The following is a 23,300-nucleotide window of genomic DNA, read 5'->3' as shown; positions in this document are numbered from 1 at the left end:
TACATCCTCATAATGGAAATAAATTATGTGGCTTTTGCAATCCCGGCTTTTTTCATTTTTCTGGGACTGGAGTATGCAGTCGCAATTCGGAAGGGGAAATCCCATTTATTTAAATATGAAAATTCAGCTTCAAACATTTCTGTAGGAATAGCGGAGCGATTACTCAATCTGCTTATCACAGGGAGTTTCTATAGTTTGTTCTATTATGTGTATAATAGATTTGCTATCCTATCGATTCCAAATCATTGGATCGTTTGGATGGTACTGCTACTTGCAACGGATCTCGTGTGGTATTGGTACCACAGAATGGGTCATGAGATCAATTTATTCTGGGGTGCACATATTGTTCATCATCAAAGCGAAGAGTTTAACTATACCGTTTCGGCAAGGATCACTACACTTCAGGCTATTGTAAGAAATCTTTTTTGGTGCATTTTACCGATTATCGGATTTCATCCTTCGATGGTGATAGCCATTCTGGTAGTTCATGGAACATATTCATTTTTTACACATACACAGTTGATAGGAAAATTGGGTTGGCTTGAGCACATCTTCATTACACCTTCTCATCATGGAGTGCATCACGCATCAAATGAAAAATATCTAAATAAGAACTATGGAGACATATTTGTTTTCTGGGATAAAATGTTTGGAACTTTTCAAAAGGAAGAGGAGCGACCTGTTTTTGGATTAACACACCCACTAAAAAGCCATAGCTTTCTTTGGCAACACTTTCATTATTACATGGAACTGTGGGCTGCCTGCCGAAAGAAAAATAGTGTCTGGCAAGTATTAAAGATCATTTTCGGAAGACCGGAGGATATTGATCAATCATTGAGGGTTGCATTGGAGAAGAAACTACTTTTGCCAAAAGCAGGAATGAACTCAACCTTCAGATTTAAGGTATATCTAAACGTTCAGCTAGTTTTATCAGTAATTATTCTGTTTGCGTTCACGCTGCTCTTCTTTTACAACGATCCGTACCAGAAAGGATTCGTAATCGCCTTTATATTACTAACTCTGGTTAATTGCGGTGCGATGCTTGAACAGCAGAAATGGATTCATTATCTCGAATTATCCAGACTGATACTTCTCTGTGGTTTCCTGAGCTATACAATCGGAAGTCCGATATTTTTAATCGCGAGCCTGACATTTTTATTCTTATTCATTTATACCATTCCAGCTCAACAATGGTATTATAAATTTGTGTATAACAAGTGATCGGATCAGATGTATCCTGCGATACGATAGGCGATGTACCCGGCCCATTCCTTAAGCAAAACATTCCAGGATCCCATCGCTTCTGTTTTTGGAATGAATAGTGTATCGAAGGAAAAATTACGATTATGGCTCAGCACATCTGCGCTGAATGAATCCATTGGCCATCCAACTTTGGAAAAACAACCAATTGATCTTCTGATGTGAAATGCTGAAGTAATGAGCAGACATTGATCTGCTGTGGTAAAAGGAGCTAGGATCTTTTTAATTTCAATGGCTGATTCATGCGTATTCCTGGATTGATTCTCGATCATGATATCCTGAGCCGGTACTCCCATCAATTGAAGAAGAGATGATAATTTATCTGCTTCACGCTCTCCGATGTCAATGAGCCGGCCACTACCGCCTGAAATAAGAATCTTTTTGATAAAACCCATTTTATAGAGTTGCAGCGTGTGGTTTACCCTGTCCGCCGCAGAGCCAATGTAAACCCTATCATCTGGCCCCACTTCAGATTTAGCCACTCCGCAAAGGAGAACACCGTATTCGTATTTTTTTTCTATTTGTGAGAATGGGGTGACGCTCACTTCCCATGACCTCATTGCTTCATTTGCTATGAAGTCGTTTGAAAAGAAGAGAAGCAGAATAATACTGGTGATTAACAATCTCTTGTTCCATCTGGAATTCTTTATCAACCATGAACATATCAGTAAACCGCATATGATTACCAGCGGCTTCAGCAGATAGCTCAGGGTTTTGGAAAGAACAAAAAACATCGTCTCTTACTTGCGTTTAAAGGATATTCGATCAAAGCTTCCAATGATCTTTCTCAAAATGTTGTAATACAATGTAACGTATAGAAATATCGACATCGCCCAGATGACACTTAAATTAAACATGAGCGTATCAATAGTAGCATTCAAAAAGTGCTTTGTTGGCAGATAGAATTGAGCATCGAAGTCGATCAGGTGATCTGGCTCCGGATTTTTGTAAATAGGAGATATCTTCTGCACCAGCTTACCCTTTGACTCAATGATCCTAACTGGCTCATCCTGATTCTTGACAAGCATTCCAATCGATTCATTCTGATGAGACTCACGGAATTCTTCAAATTCTTTCCGTCCACCCAATTGAACGGTGAGATTTTCAGCGATCTTCTCTTTTTCCTTGTTCGCGTTTATGGATCGATTGGAATAATATTGTTTTAGCGTATGAAGAAATTTCTTCGTTTTAGAATAGACTGATGAATCATACGTACTTCTTTGCAAGAGGGCGAGCTCAAGAAAATGTTGTCTGCCAATTCCTTCAAGCTCAATATCAATCTGATTCTGAATAAGCTTCAGGTCTGATACAACAATGGCCGGGTCAGTTTCCTTCTTAAGATAATTCTGATTAACGAAGTCAAGTTTGGATTCTAATGTCGGGATGTAATAGAGTCTCTTATACTCTGAGTCAGAAATTATTTTATCCTGCTCATAGAATTCTCTTTCATAACGATTGTCTTTGAACTGCGCTACCATCGATGCCTCAAAGGCCCATCGGGAGGTCATCATATCACCTACCAGCGGTACTGTTTCAGAATTTCCAATAAGAGGATTCAGCTTATCGAATTTCACAACCACTCCGCTCAGGATCAACTGCGGAATAAGAAGAATGGGGATCAGGATATAGATCGTCACCGCGGAGTTGAACGCTGAAGAAATGTTGAGTCCCAGCATGTTTGCAAAACAGGAGACGGTAAATAGTATCCCCCAGTGGATAAAGAGCATCCCGTCAATTTCCAATATGGAATTCCCTACCAGCACAAAGAGGAAGGTTTGAATGGCTGATATCATAAAAAGAATACCAACTTTTGAAATCAGATAGCTACTTCTACTAAGGTGCAGGAATGCCTCACGCTTGAGGATCTTCTGGTCACGGATAATCTCTTCCGCGCTGACAGTTAATCCCATGAAAAGTGCGACAATCACACTCATGAATAAATATGCCGGCAGGTTGAGATTCTTGATGAACACATATCCGGAATGATAAGGATCATCTGTATTATAGTAGCGGGTAATGAATGCTAAAATGAATGCAAGTAAAGGTGCCTCCAGTAAATTGATCGCAAGATATTGGCGGTTACTTAGCTTGGAAAGAAAGTCCCTTAGTCCAAATAATCTTATCTGACGTGTCCATCCTGGCAGGCGTAAGGTAGAGTGGGGTGGTTCGGTAGAAGTTGAGAGCGTCGGGATTTTTATTTTATCTCTGAAAATGATATTCCATTGCTCAGGAATGATCTTTCTCTCATTGGTAAAGTTTCCGTACTCATCGATCACTTTGGTTTCGATGATATTGAAAATCTGTTCCGGATTTACATTTCCACACTCGGGACATTCGCCCTGGTCACTGTTGACAAGATTAATATTCTGCTTGAAATAGGTAACAGCATCAACAGGATTACCGTAATAGATCTGATAACCACCAGTATCCAGGATAACGAGTCTGTCAAACATCTTGAAAATATCTGAGCTTGGCTGGTGAATTACTGCAAAGACAAGCTTGCCTTTGAGTGCAAGTTCTTTTAACAGATCAATGATGTTTTCAGAATCGCGGGAAGAAAGTCCTGAGGTTGGCTCATCAACAAACAATACAGAAGGTTCGCGCAATAGCTCCAGACCGATATTCAGTCGCTTGCGTTGACCGCCGCTAATGGTCTTTCGTAGAGGAGATCCGACTGTTAGATCTTTTGTTTCGCTTAACCCAAGATCATCAAGTGTTTTTAATACCAATAAGTTGACTTCGGTTTCTGATAAATGATTGAAACAAAGTTTCGCAGCAAAGTATAAATTCTGGTATACCGTAAGATCTTCTATCAGCAAATCATCTTGTGGCACAAATCCGAATACGCCTTCTACCTTTTTGCTTTCGCGATGAATATCAATCCCATTGATCAATACTTGGCCACTGGAAGGTTTTTCGGATCCATTAAGAACCTGAAGCAGGGTAGACTTACCTGCTCCGCTGGCGCCCATCAAAGCGATCAGGTTGCCTGATTCTTCAAAGATGTTGACTTCACGAAGACCTAGTTTACCATTCTTGAATTCATAGAAAATATTTCTGGCTTCAAAGGTGGTTCTGACTCCGCTGTTAAGCTGTTTGAATAAACTTAAAGTCTCTCCGAAGTATACGGGCTCTGCACCTTCCCAACGCATACTACTGCCATGGGCGAGGGGATTGATGTTGGAAGACTTTTGGGGAATGCCATTAAGGAATACATCTCCTTTGCCGGTAAACTTAAAGAAATACAGTTCTCCGGAACTTAAGTAAAGGATAGCAATGGTTCCATCGAGCTTCTCACGATAGATGTGCTTGGTAGTTTTGGGTTTTTCCGGTATGGAATCGATAACCAGTATTTTTTCTGATTTGAAAGTATCACGATGTGTTCCAAGAATAAAGTGAGTCATCAGATCGATGTCTTCACTGCTCACGTTCAATGCGGAGCCAATCATCTTTGCGTAATGATTCTCTTTATCTGAGATTACGCCATCCGCCAGGATAACACTCATCAACTCCAGCAGTATGACGGCTTTTTGCTTTTGAGTTACTTCTGCATTGATTTCCTGGCAATACTGTTGAATATTCTTTTCCTGATTGGAAGATAAGTGCAGAACGAAATCATCAAAAAAAGCAATCTTCTCCATGACTGCCTTACGCCCCAGGTGATCATTAAGAAAGGCAAGAACATAATCGCGTTCTTGTCGTGTTACCTGATCTTCCTTTGCGACAATGGCAAAGAGACGGAGGATTGATTTTAGGACGGGTTCACTCATGGCGTTGATCTAGGGGAAAGAGAAATGAAATATCAATAAATAAAAAAAGGGATTGGTGGAGAACCAATCCCTTTTTCAAATAACCATACTATTATTCGACGATATCTTTTCTGAGCTTTTCAGTGATCTTGGTGATCTCTTCAAGACTCTTGTCGGAAAGCGCCATGTTGGCTTTGTTATTCTTGATCTGCTCTTCAAGATTTGAAGCGGCATAGGCTGCCTCAAGGCTTTTCAGATCAGCCAGGATCGCAGGAATAGGTCCTGTCTGATCAACTGTACTTAACATCTTTGTTACTTCGCTCACTGATTTTTTCTGATCAATGATGATGCGCATCAAAGGAGTAAGGATAAGGATTCTTTTGTCAGCGGGAAGAATATCCTTTGGATATGTCTTAACGATACCGGTAGAGATATAAAGACTTTCAACAAAGCTTCCTGTAACCATCAAAGCTCCAAGCTTACTGCGATTGTCATCTTTCATGTATTTGTCAGTCTTCTTCATTGCGCTGTTTAAAAGGGCAGCTAAAGAATCCTTATTCGCAATGTTTGCTTCGAATTTTTCAAGAGTTGCACGATCGAATGAACCGCTAACGCCAAGGTCATCAGCAAGAGCTTTGCAAGCATTCAGATAGTCAATTGACTCCTGAGTTTTTCCATAAGAGCTCAGATATCCGATATCGGCAGTATATACTCCCAGGTTGAGAGCAGCTTTGTCAGGTTGAGACTTGTATCCGTCAGCCTTTTTACGATCATTTACAAGGCCTTGGTTGTATTCCGCACCAGATGCTTCCAATAAATAAGGAATTTCAGAAGGAGAAGGGATGCTGTAAGCGATGTCTTTAATTTCCTCATTAAGCGATTTCTCAGCCTCAGTGAATTCATCCGAATTTTTGTTCTGCTCGCCTTTAGGGCCACAGGAGCACAGTACGAAGCAAGCGAGAAGAACCAGGAGCAATGAATTGAGTTGGAATTTCATAGTTTATGTATTGGTTTTAAAAGGTCTATGTTACCGTTTTCGGAATTACCAATGATGAATGACTTTTGACGGCATTTCACGGTTTTTACGTTTAGGCCTCCAATTTTAGCACATTTTTCCTAACCGAAGAACACCCTGGAAGTTTAAATTTTAAACGGTCCCGTAAAATTTCTTGCTACTCTTCTGATTTGGGGTACTTTATTCCGGATTGTAACAATTACCAAGGCAGAAAGTAGTTGAAGGGAAAATAAATGTGCCGCCACGAGTAATGGCGGCATCATATCTGTGTGGGCCCTGCTGGGCATGATCCAGCGACCCCCTGATTATGAGTCAGGTGCTCTAACCAGCTGAGCTAAGGGCCCTCTCAAAGAGGCTGCAAGTTTAAAGATTTAATTTTCGACTATGAAATATGGCCCGGTATTTTAAGGTTCGTTTTGGAAATCGGTTGCCGGTTCCGGTCTGCAATTTGATCGAAAGGTGACTATTTTTGAAGTCCCGATATAAAAGGACGGCGCAACGAATAAATGACGATGATCGGCAAAGGTTTACTTTTTACAGTTTTTCTAGCCTTTATTTCAAATCAGGTATTTGCTCAGGCGGACCCAAGGATCCAGTTCATTGAGAATAAGAATCAATGGCCTTCAGGAATAGAGTATGGAGCCCGCGTAAGTGGTGGTCGTATGTTCCTGAGTTCAAAAGGATTCAGCTACTACTTTCTTGATCAACGCAAGCTCGAAGAGCTCCATGACCGTTCCCATAATCCAAAGGGAGAATCTTCTTCAAGTCCGGATGATCAGGTCATCAACGGTCAGAAGATAGAAGTCAGTTTTTTAGGGTCGAATCCCAATCCAGTCATAAAGCCATTTCAACCACTTTCAACTTACTATAATTACTTTGTAGGATCCGATAGATCGTCATGGGCTTCCAAAGCAAAAGCATATGAGGGCGTTTACTATTCTTCATTTTATGATAGTATCGATCTCAAAATTTATTCTTCCGGTGATTTCGTCAAGTATGATTTTATCGTTGCGCCTGGTGCAGACCCATCTGAAATAAAACTGAAGTATGAAGGCGTCGATGAACTCTCCATGATCAACCAGGAAGTTCATGTGAAGACAGAATATGTTTCGATAAACGAACAAAAGCCTGAAGCCTTCCAGTTCATCGATGGAATTAAAGTTTCTGTTAAGTGTGAGTATGATCTTTTGGATGGCATCATAACTTTTCGTTTCCCGGAAGGATATGATTCCAGTAAGGAACTTGTGATTGATCCCATTCTCATCTTTTCAACTTACTCAGGATCGAGAGCCGACAACTGGGGTAGTACTGCAACGCCTGGTGAACATGGAAACCTTTATTCTTCAGGAGTTACCAATGAGTTTCCCAATACAAGCGATGCAGGACTTTTCCCTGTAACACCCGGAGCGTTTCAAACAACCTATGGAGGTATTTATGATGTTTCTATTTTAAAGTATGATTCTATTGGTCAGCATCTCTTGTACGCGTCTTTCTTAGGTGGCTCTCTTTCAGAATCTTCTCATAGTCTTGTGGTGAATAAGAACAATGAGCTAATCATATTAGGAACAACCAGCTCTTCAAATTTTCCTACCTCCATCACCGGATTTGACCAGACATTCAATGGTGGAACAGTTGAGACTAATGTCGTCACCTACAATCAAGGATCAGATATTTTTGTCACGAAGATCAGTGCCGATGGGAGTCAGCTTCTTGCAAGTACATTTATCGGAGGCTCAGCAAATGATGGAATGAATCCATCCAATGGAATTCTTACGGCTAATTATGGAGATCAGCTGAGAGGCGATGTGATCACAGATGATCTGGGTAATATCTATATCAGCAGTGTGACGGCTTCTTCCAATTTTCCGGTCGTTAATGGTTTTGACCTCACCTTTAACAATGGAGTTACAGATGCCATCGTTCTCAAGCTTAATCCTGACCTTTCACAAATTATGTGGGGAACATTCGTTGGAGGATCCGGAGCAGACGCATCTCATACTATTAAGTTGGATGCTTCGAATAATGTTTATGTGGGTGGAGGAACCAGTAGTATTAATTTCCCGGTAACGGCAGGAGTGTATCAGGGAACTTACTTGGGCGCAGGAGATGGTTGGATTGCGAAGATCGCTGATGACGGATCATCCATTCTGGCATCCACCTTTACGGGAACCAATGCTTTCAACCAGGTATATTTTCTCGACCTCAATTCAAGTGGTGATATCTATGTGTATGGACAAACGGCCGGAAGCTTTACCGTCACAGCCGGAGTTTATTTCAATGCCAACGGTGGTCAGTTCATTCAGAAGTTCAGTAATGACCTGAAGACACTTAAATTCTCTACTGTCTTTGGATCAGGCCGTGGAATTCCTGACATATCGCCAACAGCCTTTTTAGTAAATGAGTGCAATAACATTTACGTTTCTGGTTGGGGAGGAGTTCTGAATTCCGCTCTTGGCTTTTGGCCGGGCAGCAGCACTTTTGGAATGCCACTAACACCGGACGCCTATCAGCGAACGACAAGTGGTTCTGATTTTTATTTTATGGTTCTGACAGATGATGCTTCCCAATTGCTTTATGCAACTTATCTGGGCGGTAATGTCTCCAAGACTCATGTTGATGGAGGAACCAGCAGGTTTGATAAGAGTGGCGTAGTCTATCATGCTGTATGCTCCGGATGCGCCGCTTTTGTTGGTGGCCCATCTTCAGATTTCCCCACCACTCCTGGTGCATGGTCAAGAACCAACCGAAGTACGAACTGTAATAATGCTGCTTTTAAGTTTGACTTGTCTTCCTTGAAAGCCCGCATTCAAACCAATAATATCAAGTTGAATTCACCTGGTATCAGTCGCGTATGCCTGGGAGACAAAATCGTTTTTCAAAACAGGAGCATCGGAGGGGAGAGATTCATCTGGAATCTTGGTGACGGACCCAACATCATCAAAACCGATACCTCTGCCATCACACATCAGTATACTGCAACTGGCCCTTATACTGTGAAGTTGAAAGCAATAGATACTGGTACATGCATTGGCAGTGATTCAACATCAACGGTGATTACGGTAATACCTCCGTTGGGAAGGGGCGGGCCGGATCAAATTGCTTGTAAAGATGCACCTGTCCAGTTGACAGCGAGTGGAGGAGTGATGTACCAATGGCTTGATAAGGACAGAAAGTTCATATCAAATCAGGCGACACCTACTGTTACGCCACTTGACACAACCCGATATTTTGTTGACGTTACCGACATCAATGGATGCGTTGTCAAAGACACAGTCAACATAAAGGTGGTTCCTGGCATCGACCTCAAGTTTGAAGTTTCAAAAGTGTATGATTGCCTTACGAGGGCGAAAGCTAAACTGATTAACCTCAGTGATGAAGAGGAAGAAACGTATTTAGATTTTGGCGATGGTAATACTTCTGAGCAAAAGCAAGCGATACACAGTTTTGACAAGGATGGGATATATAACGTCAGGGTCGTGGGGAAAAAAGAATTCTGTACATATTATGAAGAGGTACAGTTTCCATCCTTAACACTATTCGTTCCAAATGTTATAACGCCTGGATCTTCGCCAGGACTGAATGACACCTTTAAGATCAAATTTGGTGACCAATTGATTTCTCAAACTGGTAAAAATGTTTCTTTCACTGTGTATGATCGCTGGGGTGGGTTGGTGTATGAAAATCCTAATTATCGTGATAACTGGGGTGCAGAGAATTTGTCCGCCGGCACCTATTATTATGAAGTAGTAATAGAAGGGGAGGCTACTTGTAAAAATTGGGTTCAGATTATTAAGTAGTGAGCACTAATCGATAATTATTTTTAAACTTTAACAATATTGAGCGTAGCCGGTTATTCGGAACGCAATTTTTTAGACTTATATCATGGAACTATCGCGAAAGGAAATTCTCCTTCATCTTGGTCTTTTTATCCTTACGTTCATTACGACAACTCTGGCAGGCACCTCATGGGTGTATTCCAAATTCTTAATTTATATCGAGAAAATTGTTCTTGGGTTTATTCCGATAACCGCCATCAACCATGATTTCACGTGGCAGGATTTTGTGAATGGCATGCCGTACTCCATTCCATTTATGTTGATCCTCACGGTTCATGAGTTTGGTCATTATTTCACGGCCAGGTATTACAAGGTTAGGACAACATTGCCTTATTACATTCCGTTGCCGCCACTTCCGTTCATGTTAGGAACGTTAGGTGCTGTGATCAGATTAAAAAGTCCGGTCCACAGCAAAAAGCAGAATTTCGATATCGGAATTGCGGGACCCCTTGCCGGATTCGTCATCGCTCTTGGAGTTTTGTGGTATGGCTTTGCAACTCTTCCGCCTCCGGAATACATATTTCAATTCCATCCTGAGTATGAGAAATTTGGGTTGAACTATGCTCAGTCAGTTTACGGTGAGGGACTGCCAGCCAATACAATTGATCTCATCACGGGAAAGAATCTGCTTTTTCTTTTCTTTGAAAAATTCGTTGCGGATCCCGCAAGAGTTCCTAATGTTCATGAATTAATCCATTACCCATTTCTTTTCGCAGGTTTTCTTTCTCTTGTATTCACCAGTATCAACCTTCTGCCTATCGGACAACTGGATGGAGGTCATGTATTGTATGGCCTGATGGGTTTTGATGGTCACCGTAAGATTGCTTCGGCCATCTTTATTTTATTTTTGTTTTATTCAGGCCTTGGAGTTGTTGTGCCCGGACAACCTCTGTCGTTCATCTTTGATATTCCTTTTCCTTTTACCATTCCATTCTTTATTGGATTCCTATATCTGTGTCTTACAGGATTACGATGGAAGTGGCAGAATCAGTTAATGACAGCTGTTATTCTATTTGCAGCGCAGTATTTCATCGTAATGCTCTTTCCAAAGGTTCATGGATATTCCGGATGGCTGCTCTTTGCATTTATTATTGGAAGATTCGTGGGTGTAATGCACCCTCGTTCTGAGATAGAAGAACCTTTGACAATGAATAGAAAAATTCTTGGATGGTTTGCGCTATTTGTATTTGTAATCTCCTTTACGCCGGCGCCGATTGAATTGATTTTATCTACTGCGCCTTCACCATGATCTTTTCGGTGTGCAGTTTGCCACCCAGGCTATAGCGAATAAGAACAAGTCCTGAATGGGAAGTTAGAAACGTGAGAGACTTGCGATCGGAGAGATCAGCAATCTCTGTCTCCACTTTCCGACCGGTAATATCAATGGCAAATACAAATTCAGCACCCGCTGGCAGGTAGCAGACTCTTTCAGTAGGATTGGGATAGATAGGATCGTAGATCACGGTCTCCAATCCTGAAACTGGATCAGGTACCCCTTTACCGAATACTGGTCTGACCATCATGCTTCCTTTAACTGTAGTATTCTGAATCCACGAACCGTTCGTATTGTAATAAAGCTTGTCTCCGTTATCAGTATTCTTGTCCAGTCCGGCGAGGATAGAAGCATTGGATGTTAATTTCCAGCCTACATAAAAATCACTGTTGATGATAACTGCAGGGGCGAGCTTATAGTTTGTAAAAAGATTTTGTGTTGTCCGGTTTACCTGAATTGTGCTTTGATAAAGTATAGAACCGGGGGCGTCACTAAGATCTTTTCGGATCTGCAACAGGACTGACTGACTGGAATTGTCACCAAACTGGGGAAAATAGATATCAACAGATGACAGTGTGTCAAACTGATTACTCTTGAAGAGATATTTAAATGCCACATAAGCTCCGGATTGACTGATACCTGCGGCGTATTCTGCCTGACCATCATCATAAGCGTAGTAGTTTGATAATGTATAGACCGTTCTGGTAGTGTCGTTGGTTCTAAAATCAATCGGACTATACTTTATGTCATAATCGCCTGCCGGCATAGGGATGTTATCTTTTACAAGAACATTAAGCCTGAAGTTGATCTTGAAAGATTCTGCTGGTCCTGTAAACGCGCTAGCTGGCGGAATTTTGTTAAGCGTAAGATTAAAGAATTGTAATGAATTCAAAACTGCTCCTCCGCCGGGTTCTTGTGCGGAGTCAAGTTTATAAAGAGTGGTTGTTTCTACAGCGTTATATTTTTTTGTAATGGTTGCAATACTTGAGTAACTAAGCGTTTGTGGGGCGCCTTGTTGTAAATTATATAAATAGACGGAAGGCTTTTTAAGGAATGAAGTTGGATTCTGAAGAAAGTGCTTTGAGGGAACAGAAAAGTAATTTTCAAATAAAGATGTGAGGGAAGAGGAAATCGTTCTGTCAGGATAGAAAGTATCCGTCGCATTGCGATTGGTATTGAGATAGACATAATCTACATTCCAGGTGTCGTATGCACCGGATAGACGCGCCTTGTTCTGAAATCTGAATTGGAAATCGTTATGGTAAAACTTGTTGTCAGCTACAGGAATGATCACCTGATAAAAAGTAGAGGGATCAATATTAATACTGTTTTCAACGGAGTAAACGACTTCCCATTTTCCATCTGAATTTTTAAAAGAAAGAATAAGCAGATCTCCAGGATCAGGAACTTCTCCCAGGCCTTTTGCCTGATAGAAGAAACTGAAGTAGACCGTAGGGCGTAATGCCGGATCCACCAGATCCATTCTGATGGGAAGTGAAACAAGACTGTCTGCGTAGCCCTTGGCAAGAACATCGTTAATGCTATAGGTCTTTCCCTGTGAATCAGTTCCATCAAAGGTCACACAGTTTTTTGAAGGGGCGTTAATGCCAATCCCGTTATTAAGTAAAACAGAAGTTCCTTCTTTCCAAAGATTAACGTCGGGTTGTGTTTTAGAATCGGAGTAGGAAAAATCATCCCAGAAGGGAAGGATCAATGGACCGGCGGATTGAGTTCGGGCACCACTATTAACGGAACGTACTTGATGTGAGGCAACAGGGTATTCTACCAATTGTGCGAAGGCGGAGGATAAAGAAAGGATTGTTAAAAGCAGAAGACCTGTAACTTTCACACGGGTAGTTTCTTATTGATTCTCTTCCTCTTCGATTTTGTAACCCTTTGGACCGATCCAGAGACTTACAGGATCTCCAACACTGACGGAATCACCCACCGCCGGAGATTGTTTTAAAACGTAGGAAATGATGTCTGTAGTATCTGCGCCCTCCGGAATTAGAACAGAGCCGAGGTGCAAACTCAGGTTATCAAGCCTTAGCAGGGCATTCTCATACGTCATGCCCACAAAATTACCCATCACAAAATCGCTGGCGCCAGCACCGTCTCCAACGACGAGATCAATGACAGATCCCTTCGGAATTCGAATTCCCGGCAATATAACCTGTCCATTCATGCGGATCTCAATCAACAGATCGCGATTCGGATGCCGCTGGTAAATGATCCTTCCACGTTTCAATTCATTACTCTTCAATACAGCTTCAGCATTCAGCAATGAGCCAGAATTACCTTCGCCAAAAAGATTCGGAAGAGGTAAGGTGGGTGGCGATTTTCTATTAATGGATATATATATTTTTCTGTTCTCCTTAACGAAGTGACCTGCTTTTGGAAACTGCTGAAGAACCGTGAGAGGAGGATAGCTTGCAGAGTATGCTGAGTCTCCAATCTCATAGCGAAGGTTGAAGGGAGTCAGGATAGTTTCTATTTCAGCAATACTCTTTCCGGTAAGATCAGGAATCGGAATCTCTTCACCATGATTCGTGGAATTCGGCAGATACACATAGAAGTAAGCGACACCCAGCAAAAGGATAATTCCTATCGCAAGTCCGAATGAAGCAATCACGGAGCCAAGTGTTGTCTTTCCCTGAAATGGAAACTTAAATTTCATTGATCATTAGAATTTTAAAGACGATGCAAAGTTATGTTGGATCCTTTCATTCAATTTATTTCTTTCCAGGGAAAGGTGAATCAATTTCGTAATAAGGTCTGTAAATGATATTCCACGTTCCTTCCACATCATTGGAAACATGCTTGAGTTTGTGAATCCGGGAATGGTGTTGATCTCATTGACATACACTTCACCGGTATTTTCAGCAAAGAAGAGATCTACTCTTGCGTAGTCCTCACATTTCAATGCCTGAAACGCTTTTACAGAAAGAATGCGGATCTTTTCAGAAGCAGCCTTTGGAAGTTTTGCAGGAACATCAATCGTTACCGCTTTGCCATCGACATACTTGGCATCAAACGTATAGAATTCATATTCTTTGCTGATGATGATTTCTCCCGGCAAGGAGGCTTCCGGTTTTCCATTGCCCAGCACGGCGCACTCAATCTCTCTTCCCTTTACATATTTCTCGAAAAGCAATTCATGATCATACCGGAAAGACTCCTCAACGGCAGGAGCGAAGTCCGCTTTGGTGTTAACTTTTGTAACACCTACTGATGAACCAAGGCTTGCAGACTTTACCATAAACGGTAAGCCCAGCTTTGCTTTGATATCTTCAAAGGATGGTTTGACTGCGTCATAGAAATTGACCGCAATAAACTCCGTTACCGGAATGCCTGCTTCACGCAAAAGTCTTTTGGCAACGATCTTGTTCATCGAAAGAGATGAACCCAATACTCCTGTTCCGACAACCGGCAGATCAAGAGATTTTAATAATCCCTGTATGCTTCCATCTTCGCCGTCGGTGCCATGCAGGAGCGTGAAAACAACATCTGCGGAGATCTTTTTTGAACCGTCTTTCAGGACTGGATTCTTGGGATCCAGCTGAATGGATAAAGGCTTTCCTTTCTGAATATTCTTATTAACATCCTTCGTAAGATGCCATTTCCCTTTTTGTGTAATGCCAATCGGGATCGGATTGAATTTCTTGCGATCTATGAATTCGAAGATGTTTTTGGCTGAATTGACTGACACAGCGTGTTCTACAGAACGTCCGCCATAAAGAATTGCTACGTTGATTTTGCCCATGGATTATAAAATCAATCCAAAGATAGAAAATCCTGTTAATGCCCGATGAATACTTTCGTTGTGGTGACCTGCTGGTCGATCTGAAGTCGGAAAAGATATATGCCCCTTGCCTGAACGCCAAGGTCAAAGTAGTAGGTCTGATTGATTGTCTCCGGCAGCATGTTATCTGCCACGATCTGTCCCATCAGTGAGAAGATCTGAAGCCTTACATCTTTTTTGACAGGCAAATTGAATGAAAGAGCTATGTCTGTCAGACTGCTCCGGTTGGTATAATATAATCTGAACTGATCAGTCGGAATCGGTGGAGTAGGACTGCTGTCTGCAAAGATCTCCAGGTTGTCAATATATAAATTGTTGCCATGCTGATTGGCTGCGACGATAGCAAGGCGAATGTTCTTTTTCCCTGATAGCTGATTGATGATAAGATATTGCTGCTTCCAGTCTGCATTCACAGTGGGCACCCATGGTGAAGAAGTAACGGCCGATCTGAAGTCGTTTCCTCCCTGATCAAAGATTGTTTCTGAATAAGTTAATCCACAGTCATACGACACAAGAACTTTCAACCGGTCTTCTGCCGGCAATCGCTGGCCATAGCTCAGGTCAAAGAATAAACTATTATTGGTGTTGTTCGAAAAATCCAACACAGGACTAACAAACCACGACTCTTCTCCAAGGGTAGAGTTGTTGTAACCCTCATATACAAGTGAATTGCTTTTATTGGTGATGACGCTCTTCCAGGGTTGTGCGCCAATAGGCGGAGCAATGAACCAGGATTTTTCTCCTTCCTGATCAAAGTTTATCCGTAGTGGAGCAGTGTCTGTTGATTGATCAAGATAAGTCCTGAATGTTTTACTGTTATTGGCTGGCCCTGAATCGGGTAATCCGTTAGGACTAAGAATGGTAAGGGAGATATCATTTTTTCCCGTTACTACTGTAACAGGATTCAATTGAAACAGTTGCTCGTCGCCGATACCAATAGACACATTGCTAAACTCCTGAATGACGGGGGTGCTTCCGTTTAATACTCTTCTTATTGAGAAACTTGTAATGGGAGTGGTGCTGAAATTCTTAATGAGCAGTTTAATAGCAGGTGTGGATTCACACATCACCAACCCGGGACTGAGAACTTCACTGATCCCAAGATCATTTGAAAAGCCAGGAGGAAAATTCAGGCCATGAGAGGTGGGAAGGGTTGATCGTCTCACGCTGTTCTGCATCACGATGTCCATCCGGTCGGCCTGGTTCTGGGTGAAGATGTTCATACACATATCATTCGTGTAGTCCATAAAGTTCTGAAACATCTTATGCGGCTTGGCTGGAATGTCGCAGGAAGCTTGAGGATTGTCAGGACATCCTGCAGAGTTTGTAGTCTGTTTGGGAGTGTCATTAACATAGTCAGTAGCACAATTATCATCGCCCCAGATATGTCTTAGTCCGAAGAAGTGCCCTGCTTCATGAGTAGCAGTGCGTCCTTTATTGAATTGCGCTATCAGATCGAATTCTGATCCGGAACCAAAAACCCTATAGTGTATTGTTATTCCATCGGTAAGTCGTTCAGTTGAAGAATCTTCCAGTCCACCCAGAAGAGCAGGATTGATCGTTGGCAGTTGAGCGTAGCCAAGAAGTCCTCCGGAGAAATTTACTACCCAGATATTAAAGTAATCTTCAGCAGGCCAGTAGTTAAGTGCTTTGTATGTTGCATTGTCAGAAAGATTGTATGAAGTCTTGTTTCCTTTTGTGCGGGTGATGCCATTGGAAGCAAAGCCGTTAGGATCCTGCTTCGCCATGACAAATTCAATGTCAATGCTTCCGGCAAACGGGAGGAATTCAGAAGGCGTGTTGACGGCATCAGCATTTAATCTTTTGAAGTCGTCATTCATCACCTGAATCTGAGAAAGGATCTGCGCTTCGGAAATGTTTGTGCCGGCTCCAACCGTTTCTCCGTTGTGAATAACATGAACGACGACGGGAATTTTATAAGAGACTGATTGAGTTCCCAGTGTCTGGAAGACTCTCATCTTATTTTCATTTATCTTATTGAGCATCCATTGCTCAAACTGTTGTTCCTTTTTCAGCTTGACGGCCGAATTCATCATCGCTTCATACGCAACGGTGCCGCATCGTTCCTGTCCAACAGCAAAATCGGATTTTAAAAGCTGCAGGAAGACGCTTGCGAAAAATAATAGAGCGTGAATGCGGTTCATCAGGCTAAGCGTAAATCCAGGCTTGTGGTTAATGCACCATTAACGGTAAATGCAGGAATTTATGATTAATTCCACATGAAAGTAGACCGGTAACCCACAGGGGATTAAAGTGAGGTCAAATTGACCACCTCAATAGACCGGATTTCAGGAACGGATTTGCGAATAGCTTCTTCTACGCCTGCTTTGAAAGTCATAGTTGACATGGCGCAGTTGCTGCAATTACCCATAAATTCTAGTCGCACAACGTTGTCTTTTGTGATCTCTAATATCCTGACATTGCCACCATCTGCTTCGAGGTAGGGCCTGATGCTATCAAGGGAAGATTCAATTCGCTGTGCGAGGTCTTCAGAATTCAACTGGGTAGCGGTTGTCATACAGTGATCTCAACTTTTTTGGTATTTGCAAAGTTAGCATTTCTAATGGCAATTTGACGCGCCAGGGTTTCAGCAAGTTCAATGAAAGCATCTGCCGTCGGACCCTCTTTCATGACTGCCGGAAGTCCACTGTCGCCGCTTTCGCGGATACTTTGAACCAACGGTATCTGGCCGATCAATGGAACCCCGAATTTCTCAGATAAGTTCTTGCCGCCGTCCTTACCAAATATATAGTACTTATTCTCCGGCAGCTCTTCGGGAGTAAAATATGCCATGTTTTCAACGATCCCGAGAATAGGAACATTGATGGCAGGCTGACGGAACATATTAAGTCCTTTGGTGGCATCTGCCAGGGCAACTTTCTGAGGCGTCGTTACGATAACAGCTCCCGTGACAGGCACGGTTTGAACCAATGTAAGATGTATATCGCTGGTGCCGGGAGGAAGATCAATGAAGAGATAATCCAGATCGCCCCAGATGGTATCCGTTATAAATTGTTTGAGTGCTGAGCTTGCCATAGGACCTCTCCAGACCACAGCACTATCTGGTGGAGCAAGAAATCCGATGGAAATCAGCTTCACTCCATATTGCTCAAGAGGCAGGATGTAGTTTTTTCCGTTGACAACCTTCACTTCCGGCTGATCCCTTTCACAGTTGAACATCACGGGTACCGAAGGTCCTGAAATGTCGGCATCAATGAGGCCAACTTTTGCTCCGGACATAGCCAATGCGACGGCGAGGTTGCTGGTAACGGTAGACTTTCCAACGCCACCTTTTCCGGAAGCAATGGCAATAATATTTTTAACACCCGGGAGGATGGGAGTATTGTCTCTCATGGTGGTAACAGAAGAGGTCATTCTGATATCAACAGGCATATCCTTTCCGACCACTTTTCTGACTGCCTGTTCGCAATCCCGGCGGATCACTTCTTTCAATGGGCAGGCCGGAGTAGTTAAAACAACTGTAAAGCTCACGCGATCAGCGCCTACCTCCACATCACGGATCATGTTTAAGGTCACCAGGTCCTGTTTCAGATCAGGGTCATTTACAGTAGATAAGGCCTTAATTATATCTTCTTTTGTCAAGCGCTGTTAATTTTAAAAATGCGAATTTAGGGAATAGTAGGCACCCACCGAATAACTATCTTTGGACCCCAATAGTTTAAAATTTGCCATTTAAATCCACGAAATCCTCAAATCATTGATCAGCAGGGAGACCATAGATGAAGTGAAGAGCCGCGTTGACATTGTCGACGTGATCAGCGACTTTATTTCCCTGAAGCGATCAGGCGTGAATTACAAGGCGATGAGCCCTTTCAGCAATGAAAAGACTCCTTCGTTTTTCGTGGTTCCCGCCAAGGGAATTTTCAAAGATTTCAGCAGCGGCAAAGGGGGAGATGCGATCACTTTTGTGATGGAGCATGAAGGCATGAGCTACCTCGAAGCCATTCGTTTCCTTGGAAAGAAATATGGTGTTGAGATACAGGAGACTGTTGTCTCCGATGAGCTGCGTGAGCAGCAAAGTGAACGTGAAGGACTTTACATCCTCATGAACTTTGCAAAAGACTACTATCACCAGAATTTATTTGAATCTGAAGAAGGCAAAGCAATCGGGTTGAGTTATTTCCGTGAACGCGGATTCAACGATCGCTCGATTCAGAAGTTTGAACTTGGCTATGCACTGGAGGGATGGAATAATCTCAGCGATGAAGCCATTAAGAAGAATTATAACAAAGACCTGCTGGAGAAGACAGGCCTTATCGTAAAGAATGAAGAGGGTCGTACCTATGATCGCTTCCGCGGAAGGGTAATCTTTCCGGTTCATAATTTATCCGGAAAGGTAATTGCGTTTGGTGCCCGGATGCTGGGGAAAGACAAGAACCAGCCCAAGTACATCAACTCGCCTGAGACGGAAATCTATCATAAGAGCAATGTGCTCTATGGTTTGTACCAGGCGAAGAATGCGATTCGTCAAAAGGATAATTGCTTCCTTGTAGAAGGATATACAGATGTTCTCTCAATGCATCAATCGGATGTGGAGAACGTGGTAGCATCTTCCGGTACCGCTCTTACGGAAGAGCAGATCAAGCTGATCAAACGATTCACTGAGAATGTTACGGTCTTGTTTGATGGTGACGCAGCAGGTATCAAAGCAGCGCTTCGAGGCATTGATCTTATCCTCAAAGGTGGATTGAACGTGCGTGTGGTTCTATTACCAGACAACGACGATCCTGATAGCTATTCAAAGAAAGTAGGAACTTCAGAATTCCAGAAATACCTCGCACAGAAATCCCAGGATTTCATTTCATTCAAGTCCGGACTTTTTGCTGCAGAGGCTGGCAATGATCCCATCCGGAAAGCAGAGTCAATCAAAGAGATAGTTGGAAGCATTGCATTGATCCCGGATCCCATCAAAAGATCTGTTTATCTGCAGGAGACAAGCCATCAGTTAAAGATCGGAGAATCAGTTCTGCTCACAGAGCTTAACAAGCTTCTCATTGAAGAGAGAAAGAAAAGGGAAAAAGACGGATCACAACCATCAAGAAATCCCTTTAATCCTGCCGAGATCATTGAGCATATCGCCGATGCAACTACAGTCTCTCCGGATGCAAAAGATGTGTTGTTCTATCCTGAGCGTGAAGCCATCAGGCTAATGCTGAACTACATGGACAATGCCTTTGACGATGAGAAGGTGGTGGACTTTATGATTCACGAACTGGACGATGTAGAATTCTCCAGTGATGTATTCCGTGATATCTATAATCATATTCATGAAGTTATTCGCGAAGGTGGAATTCCCAGCAGTGATGAGTTGATTTTGAATGGAAGCCCTGAGGTAAAAAATGCTGTAGCCGGCCTCATGACTTCAAAATATCACATAAGCCCGCACTGGAAGAAGAAGAATATTTATGTTCCTGAAGAGACAGAGAATCTTTCTCATGCTGTAACAAACAATGTTCTGTTCTATAAATTCAGGATCATTCAGAAAATGATCAGTGACAATCTCCTGAAAATCCGTGAGGCAGAGGCTTCCGGAAATGATTCTCTTCTGGAAGAAACCATGGGGCAGCAACAGGAACTTAAAAACGCCGAACGCGAACTGGCATCGCGATTGACAATTGTAGTGTCTAAATAGGAACATACTGAAGTATATTTTTGTTAGTAATACGGGGACTTGACTGAAATGAGCAAAGAAATAAAGCTTGACCGAATAGAAGAGGGGATTGAAGCCATCAAAAATGGTAAGATGATCATTGTGGTGGATGATGAAGACCGTGAAAATGAAGGTGATTTTGTCTGTGCGGCAGAAGCCATCACTGCAGATATCGTGAACTTTATGGCACGCGAAGGCAGAGGACTTATCTGTGTTCCGTTAGTGGAAGACCGCTGTGAGCAGCTTGGTCTTGATCTCATGGTGGGAAAGAACACCGCCATCTTTGAAACTCCGTTTACCGTTTCCGTCGATTTGATTGGTCATGGTTGTACTACGGGCATTTCTGCTCATGATCGCTATCAAACGATTCGTGCACTGGCCAATCCTGAAACAAAACCTGAAGAGCTTGGAAAGCCAGGACATATCTTCCCGCTAAAGGCAAGAAAAGAAGGCGTTCTCAGAAGAGCAGGTCATACAGAAGCAGCTATTGACTTTGCAAGACTTGCCGGATTCAGTCCTGCAGGGGTTCTGGTGGAGATCATGAATGAAGACGGCACGATGGCACGATTGCCTGACCTGAGAAAGGTGGCTGATAAATTTGACCTGAAGCTCGTATCGATCAAGGACCTGATAGCATACAGGATGAAAACCGAATGCCAGGTTCGCAGACGCGTGGATGTAGCAATGCCGACAGAGTTCGGTGACTTTAAGCTTGCGGCTTATGAACAGATCGATAGTGGTGAACTGCACCTCGCTCTTATCAAAGGGGAGTGGAAGAAGGATGAAGCTGTCCTTGTGAGAGTTCATTCTTCCTGTGTGACAGGAGATATTTTCGGTTCATGCCGTTGTGATTGCGGAACGCAGCTTCATGTGGCAATGAAAATGGTAGAGAACGAAGGCAGGGGTGTTGTTCTTTATATGAAGCAGGAAGGACGAGGCATTGGTCTGCTGAATAAACTGAAAGCATACAAGCTTCAGGAAGAAGGACTGGATACCGTGGAGGCAAATCTTCAGCTGGGATTCGATATGGATAACAGAGATTATGGTATCGGAGCACAGATATTACATGATCTGGGTATTACCAAGCTTAAGCTGATCACCAACAATCCAAAGAAGAGAGTAGGTCTTACAGGCTATGGCCTTGAGATCGTGGAAAATGTTCCTATTGAAACAATACCGAACCGGCACAACGAACGTTATCTGAAAACCAAACGTGACAAACTGGGTCATACGATTTTAAAACATCTATGAGATTTATCGTTGTTATATTTTTTATACTTATTCAGACGCATATTATTAATGCGCAAAAATTCCCATCCGACCTTTGGCATGAAGGAAAGCTGGTGCTGGAAGACGGAGATACGTTGAAAGGCAATGTGAAGTATGATCTTGAAAAAGATCTGATTCAATTGGATGTCAATAACAAGCTTGAATCAATGACAGCCCGCAAGGTTGTTTTTTTTGAGATCTTCGATAAGACCATCAAGGCTTACCGTCAATTTTACAGTCTTCCGTTCGCTGCGAGTGGTGGATATAAAGCTCCCGTCTTTTTTGAACTGCTGTCTGAAGGGAAGCTTACACTGCTAAGTCGTGAATCCATTGAGTATCGCAATTACCCCAATACTTTCTATTCTTACGGTTCAAGCTCCAGGCTGGTGCTCGTCAACCACTATTTTATTCTGAAAGAGAATGGAAATATTGAACCGTTTTCCGGAACGAAGAATGATGTTCTGGACTTGATGGGTAATAAATCGGAGCAGGTAGCGAAATACATGAAAGTCAATAAACTTAAGGTTGATAACAAATATCAGTTTGCCATGACCGTAGCATACTTCAATTCACTTTATAAATAATTATGGCAAAACCTCTCATTCTTGTTATCAACGACGATGGAATCACATCTCCCGGGATAAAAAACTTAGTAGACGTCATGAAAGAGCTGGGGGATGTATTGGTGGTGGCACCCAATCGTCCGCAGTCAGGAATGGGTCATGCCATTACGGTAGGGGACACCCTTCGGCTTAAAGAATCAACCATCTTTGAAGATGTCCGTGCATTTGAATGTTCCGGTACACCGGCAGATTGTGTGAAGATGGCGAGGCACTATGTGCTGAAAGATAAACGTCAGCCGGATGTTGTGGTGAGTGGAGTGAATCATGGAAGCAATACTTCTATCAGTGTATTGTATTCCGGTACCATGTCCGCTGCGATTGAAGCTGCTATTGAAGGAACTCCTGCAATAGGTTTTTCACTGTGTGATTTTGGCAATGATGCAGATTTTTCACACACGCTTGAGCCGATAAAGAAAATCACCCAACAGGTATTAGATAAAGGTCTGCCAAAAGGTGTTGCTTTGAATGTGAATTTTCCAAAGAAAAAGAAAGAGTCACTGAAGGGCTTTCGTATCTGCCGGCAGGCTAACGCAAAATGGGTAGAGGAGTTTGATGAACGAAAGGATCCCAACGGAAGAAACTACTTCTGGATGACGGGAAAGTTTGTCAACTTCGATAAAGGTGAGGATAATGATGAGTGGGCTATTGCCAATAACTATATTTCGGTAGTTCCATGTCAATTTGATCTGACCGCTCATTCGGCAATACCTATATTAAATGAAGAGTGGGATATATTGAAATAGAAAATATTTGATCTTTGCAGTCCTTACTGGACAGGTAG

16 protein-coding genes and 1 tRNA gene are annotated in these 23,300 nt (G+C 42.5%); 7 read left to right on the top strand and 10 right to left on the bottom strand.

Annotated elements, in window-relative coordinates:
* Nucleotides 1-12 precede the first annotated feature (12 nt).
* Entirely contained in the window at nucleotides 13-1,221 is a 1,209-nt protein-coding gene (locus HOP08_02645) for a sterol desaturase family protein (GenBank protein ID NOT73799.1), read from the top strand.
* A 5-nt stretch (nucleotides 1,222-1,226) separates the two neighbouring features.
* On the opposite strand, the gene HOP08_02640 is transcribed toward HOP08_02645, so the two are convergent.
* The 4 genes from HOP08_02640 to HOP08_02625 all read right to left on the bottom strand — a co-directional run bounded on the left by HOP08_02640 (nucleotide 1,227) and on the right by HOP08_02625 (nucleotide 6,368).
* Nucleotides 1,227-1,994: a YdcF family protein gene (locus tag HOP08_02640; GenBank protein NOT73798.1), complete on the bottom strand. Its 768-nt coding sequence runs from the start codon at nucleotides 1,992-1,994 to the stop codon at nucleotides 1,227-1,229.
* A 6-nt stretch (nucleotides 1,995-2,000) separates the two neighbouring features.
* A complete protein-coding gene (locus HOP08_02635) occupies nucleotides 2,001-5,030 on the bottom strand; it encodes an ATP-binding cassette domain-containing protein (GenBank protein NOT73797.1) in 3,030 nt (1,009 codons plus the stop codon).
* Nucleotides 5,031-5,121: 91 nt separating this feature from the next.
* A complete protein-coding gene (locus HOP08_02630; protein ID NOT73796.1) occupies nucleotides 5,122-6,006 on the bottom strand; it encodes a hypothetical protein in 885 nt (294 codons plus the stop codon).
* A 288-nt stretch (nucleotides 6,007-6,294) separates the two neighbouring features.
* A tRNA-Ile gene (locus tag HOP08_02625) sits at nucleotides 6,295-6,368 on the bottom strand.
* A gap of 168 nt (nucleotides 6,369-6,536) precedes the next feature.
* Here HOP08_02625 and HOP08_02620 point away from each other — a divergent pair.
* Nucleotides 6,537-9,821, top strand: a complete 3,285-nt coding sequence (locus tag HOP08_02620; GenBank protein NOT73795.1) for a PKD domain-containing protein — start codon at nucleotides 6,537-6,539, stop codon at nucleotides 9,819-9,821.
* Between the two features lie 85 nt (nucleotides 9,822-9,906).
* A complete protein-coding gene (locus HOP08_02615) occupies nucleotides 9,907-11,109 on the top strand; it encodes a site-2 protease family protein (protein ID NOT73794.1) in 1,203 nt (400 codons plus the stop codon).
* Here the strand turns inward: HOP08_02615 and HOP08_02610 are convergent.
* The 6 genes from HOP08_02610 to HOP08_02585 all read right to left on the bottom strand — a co-directional run bounded on the left by HOP08_02610 (nucleotide 11,090) and on the right by HOP08_02585 (nucleotide 18,559).
* Nucleotides 11,090-12,982, bottom strand: a complete 1,893-nt coding sequence (locus HOP08_02610; GenBank protein NOT73793.1) for a hypothetical protein — start codon at nucleotides 12,980-12,982, stop codon at nucleotides 11,090-11,092. The genes HOP08_02615 and HOP08_02610 overlap by 20 nt on opposite strands.
* 12 nt (nucleotides 12,983-12,994) lie before the next feature.
* Complete coding sequence (locus tag HOP08_02605) at nucleotides 12,995-13,810, bottom strand: PASTA domain-containing protein (protein ID NOT73792.1); 816 nt, start codon at nucleotides 13,808-13,810, stop codon at nucleotides 12,995-12,997.
* Nucleotides 13,811-13,816: 6 nt separating this feature from the next.
* On the bottom strand, nucleotides 13,817-14,896 hold the full coding sequence (locus tag HOP08_02600; protein NOT73791.1) for a D-alanine--D-alanine ligase: 1,080 nt from the start codon (nucleotides 14,894-14,896) through the stop codon (nucleotides 13,817-13,819).
* A gap of 35 nt (nucleotides 14,897-14,931) precedes the next feature.
* A complete protein-coding gene (locus HOP08_02595) occupies nucleotides 14,932-17,100 on the bottom strand; it encodes a T9SS type A sorting domain-containing protein (protein ID NOT73790.1) in 2,169 nt (722 codons plus the stop codon).
* Nucleotides 17,101-17,204: 104 nt separating this feature from the next.
* Entirely contained in the window at nucleotides 17,205-17,474 is a 270-nt protein-coding gene (locus HOP08_02590) for a NifU family protein (protein NOT73789.1), read from the bottom strand.
* On the bottom strand, nucleotides 17,471-18,559 hold the full coding sequence (locus HOP08_02585; GenBank protein ID NOT73788.1) for an Mrp/NBP35 family ATP-binding protein: 1,089 nt from the start codon (nucleotides 18,557-18,559) through the stop codon (nucleotides 17,471-17,473). The genes HOP08_02590 and HOP08_02585 overlap by 4 nt, the downstream gene beginning before the upstream one ends.
* Before the next feature lie 115 nt (nucleotides 18,560-18,674).
* Between HOP08_02585 and dnaG the strand changes: the two genes are divergently transcribed.
* Genes dnaG through surE form a run of 4 tightly spaced genes read left to right on the top strand, consistent with a single transcriptional unit; the run spans nucleotide 18,675 to nucleotide 23,262 of the window.
* Nucleotides 18,675-20,609 (top strand): DNA primase, encoded by a 1,935-nt coding sequence (gene dnaG / locus HOP08_02580; protein ID NOT73787.1) that lies wholly within the window; start codon nucleotides 18,675-18,677, stop codon nucleotides 20,607-20,609.
* Between the two features lie 48 nt (nucleotides 20,610-20,657).
* On the top strand, nucleotides 20,658-21,878 hold the full coding sequence (locus HOP08_02575) for a bifunctional 3,4-dihydroxy-2-butanone-4-phosphate synthase/GTP cyclohydrolase II (protein ID NOT73786.1): 1,221 nt from the start codon (nucleotides 20,658-20,660) through the stop codon (nucleotides 21,876-21,878).
* Nucleotides 21,875-22,480: a hypothetical protein gene (locus HOP08_02570; protein NOT73785.1), complete on the top strand. Its 606-nt coding sequence runs from the start codon at nucleotides 21,875-21,877 to the stop codon at nucleotides 22,478-22,480. Before HOP08_02575 ends, HOP08_02570 begins: the two co-directional genes overlap by 4 nt.
* Nucleotides 22,480-23,262 (top strand): 5'/3'-nucleotidase SurE, encoded by a 783-nt coding sequence (gene surE, locus HOP08_02565; GenBank protein ID NOT73784.1) that lies wholly within the window; start codon nucleotides 22,480-22,482, stop codon nucleotides 23,260-23,262. The genes HOP08_02570 and surE overlap by 1 nt, the downstream gene beginning before the upstream one ends.
* The last annotated feature ends 38 nt before the right edge of the window (nucleotides 23,263-23,300 follow it).

This window comes from Cyclobacteriaceae bacterium, assembly GCA_013141055.1.
Taxonomy (GTDB): domain Bacteria; phylum Bacteroidota; class Bacteroidia; order Cytophagales; family Cyclobacteriaceae; genus ELB16-189.
The sequence above is the reverse complement of the archived record's forward strand: the minus strand, read 5'-3'. Positions and strand labels throughout refer to the sequence as shown.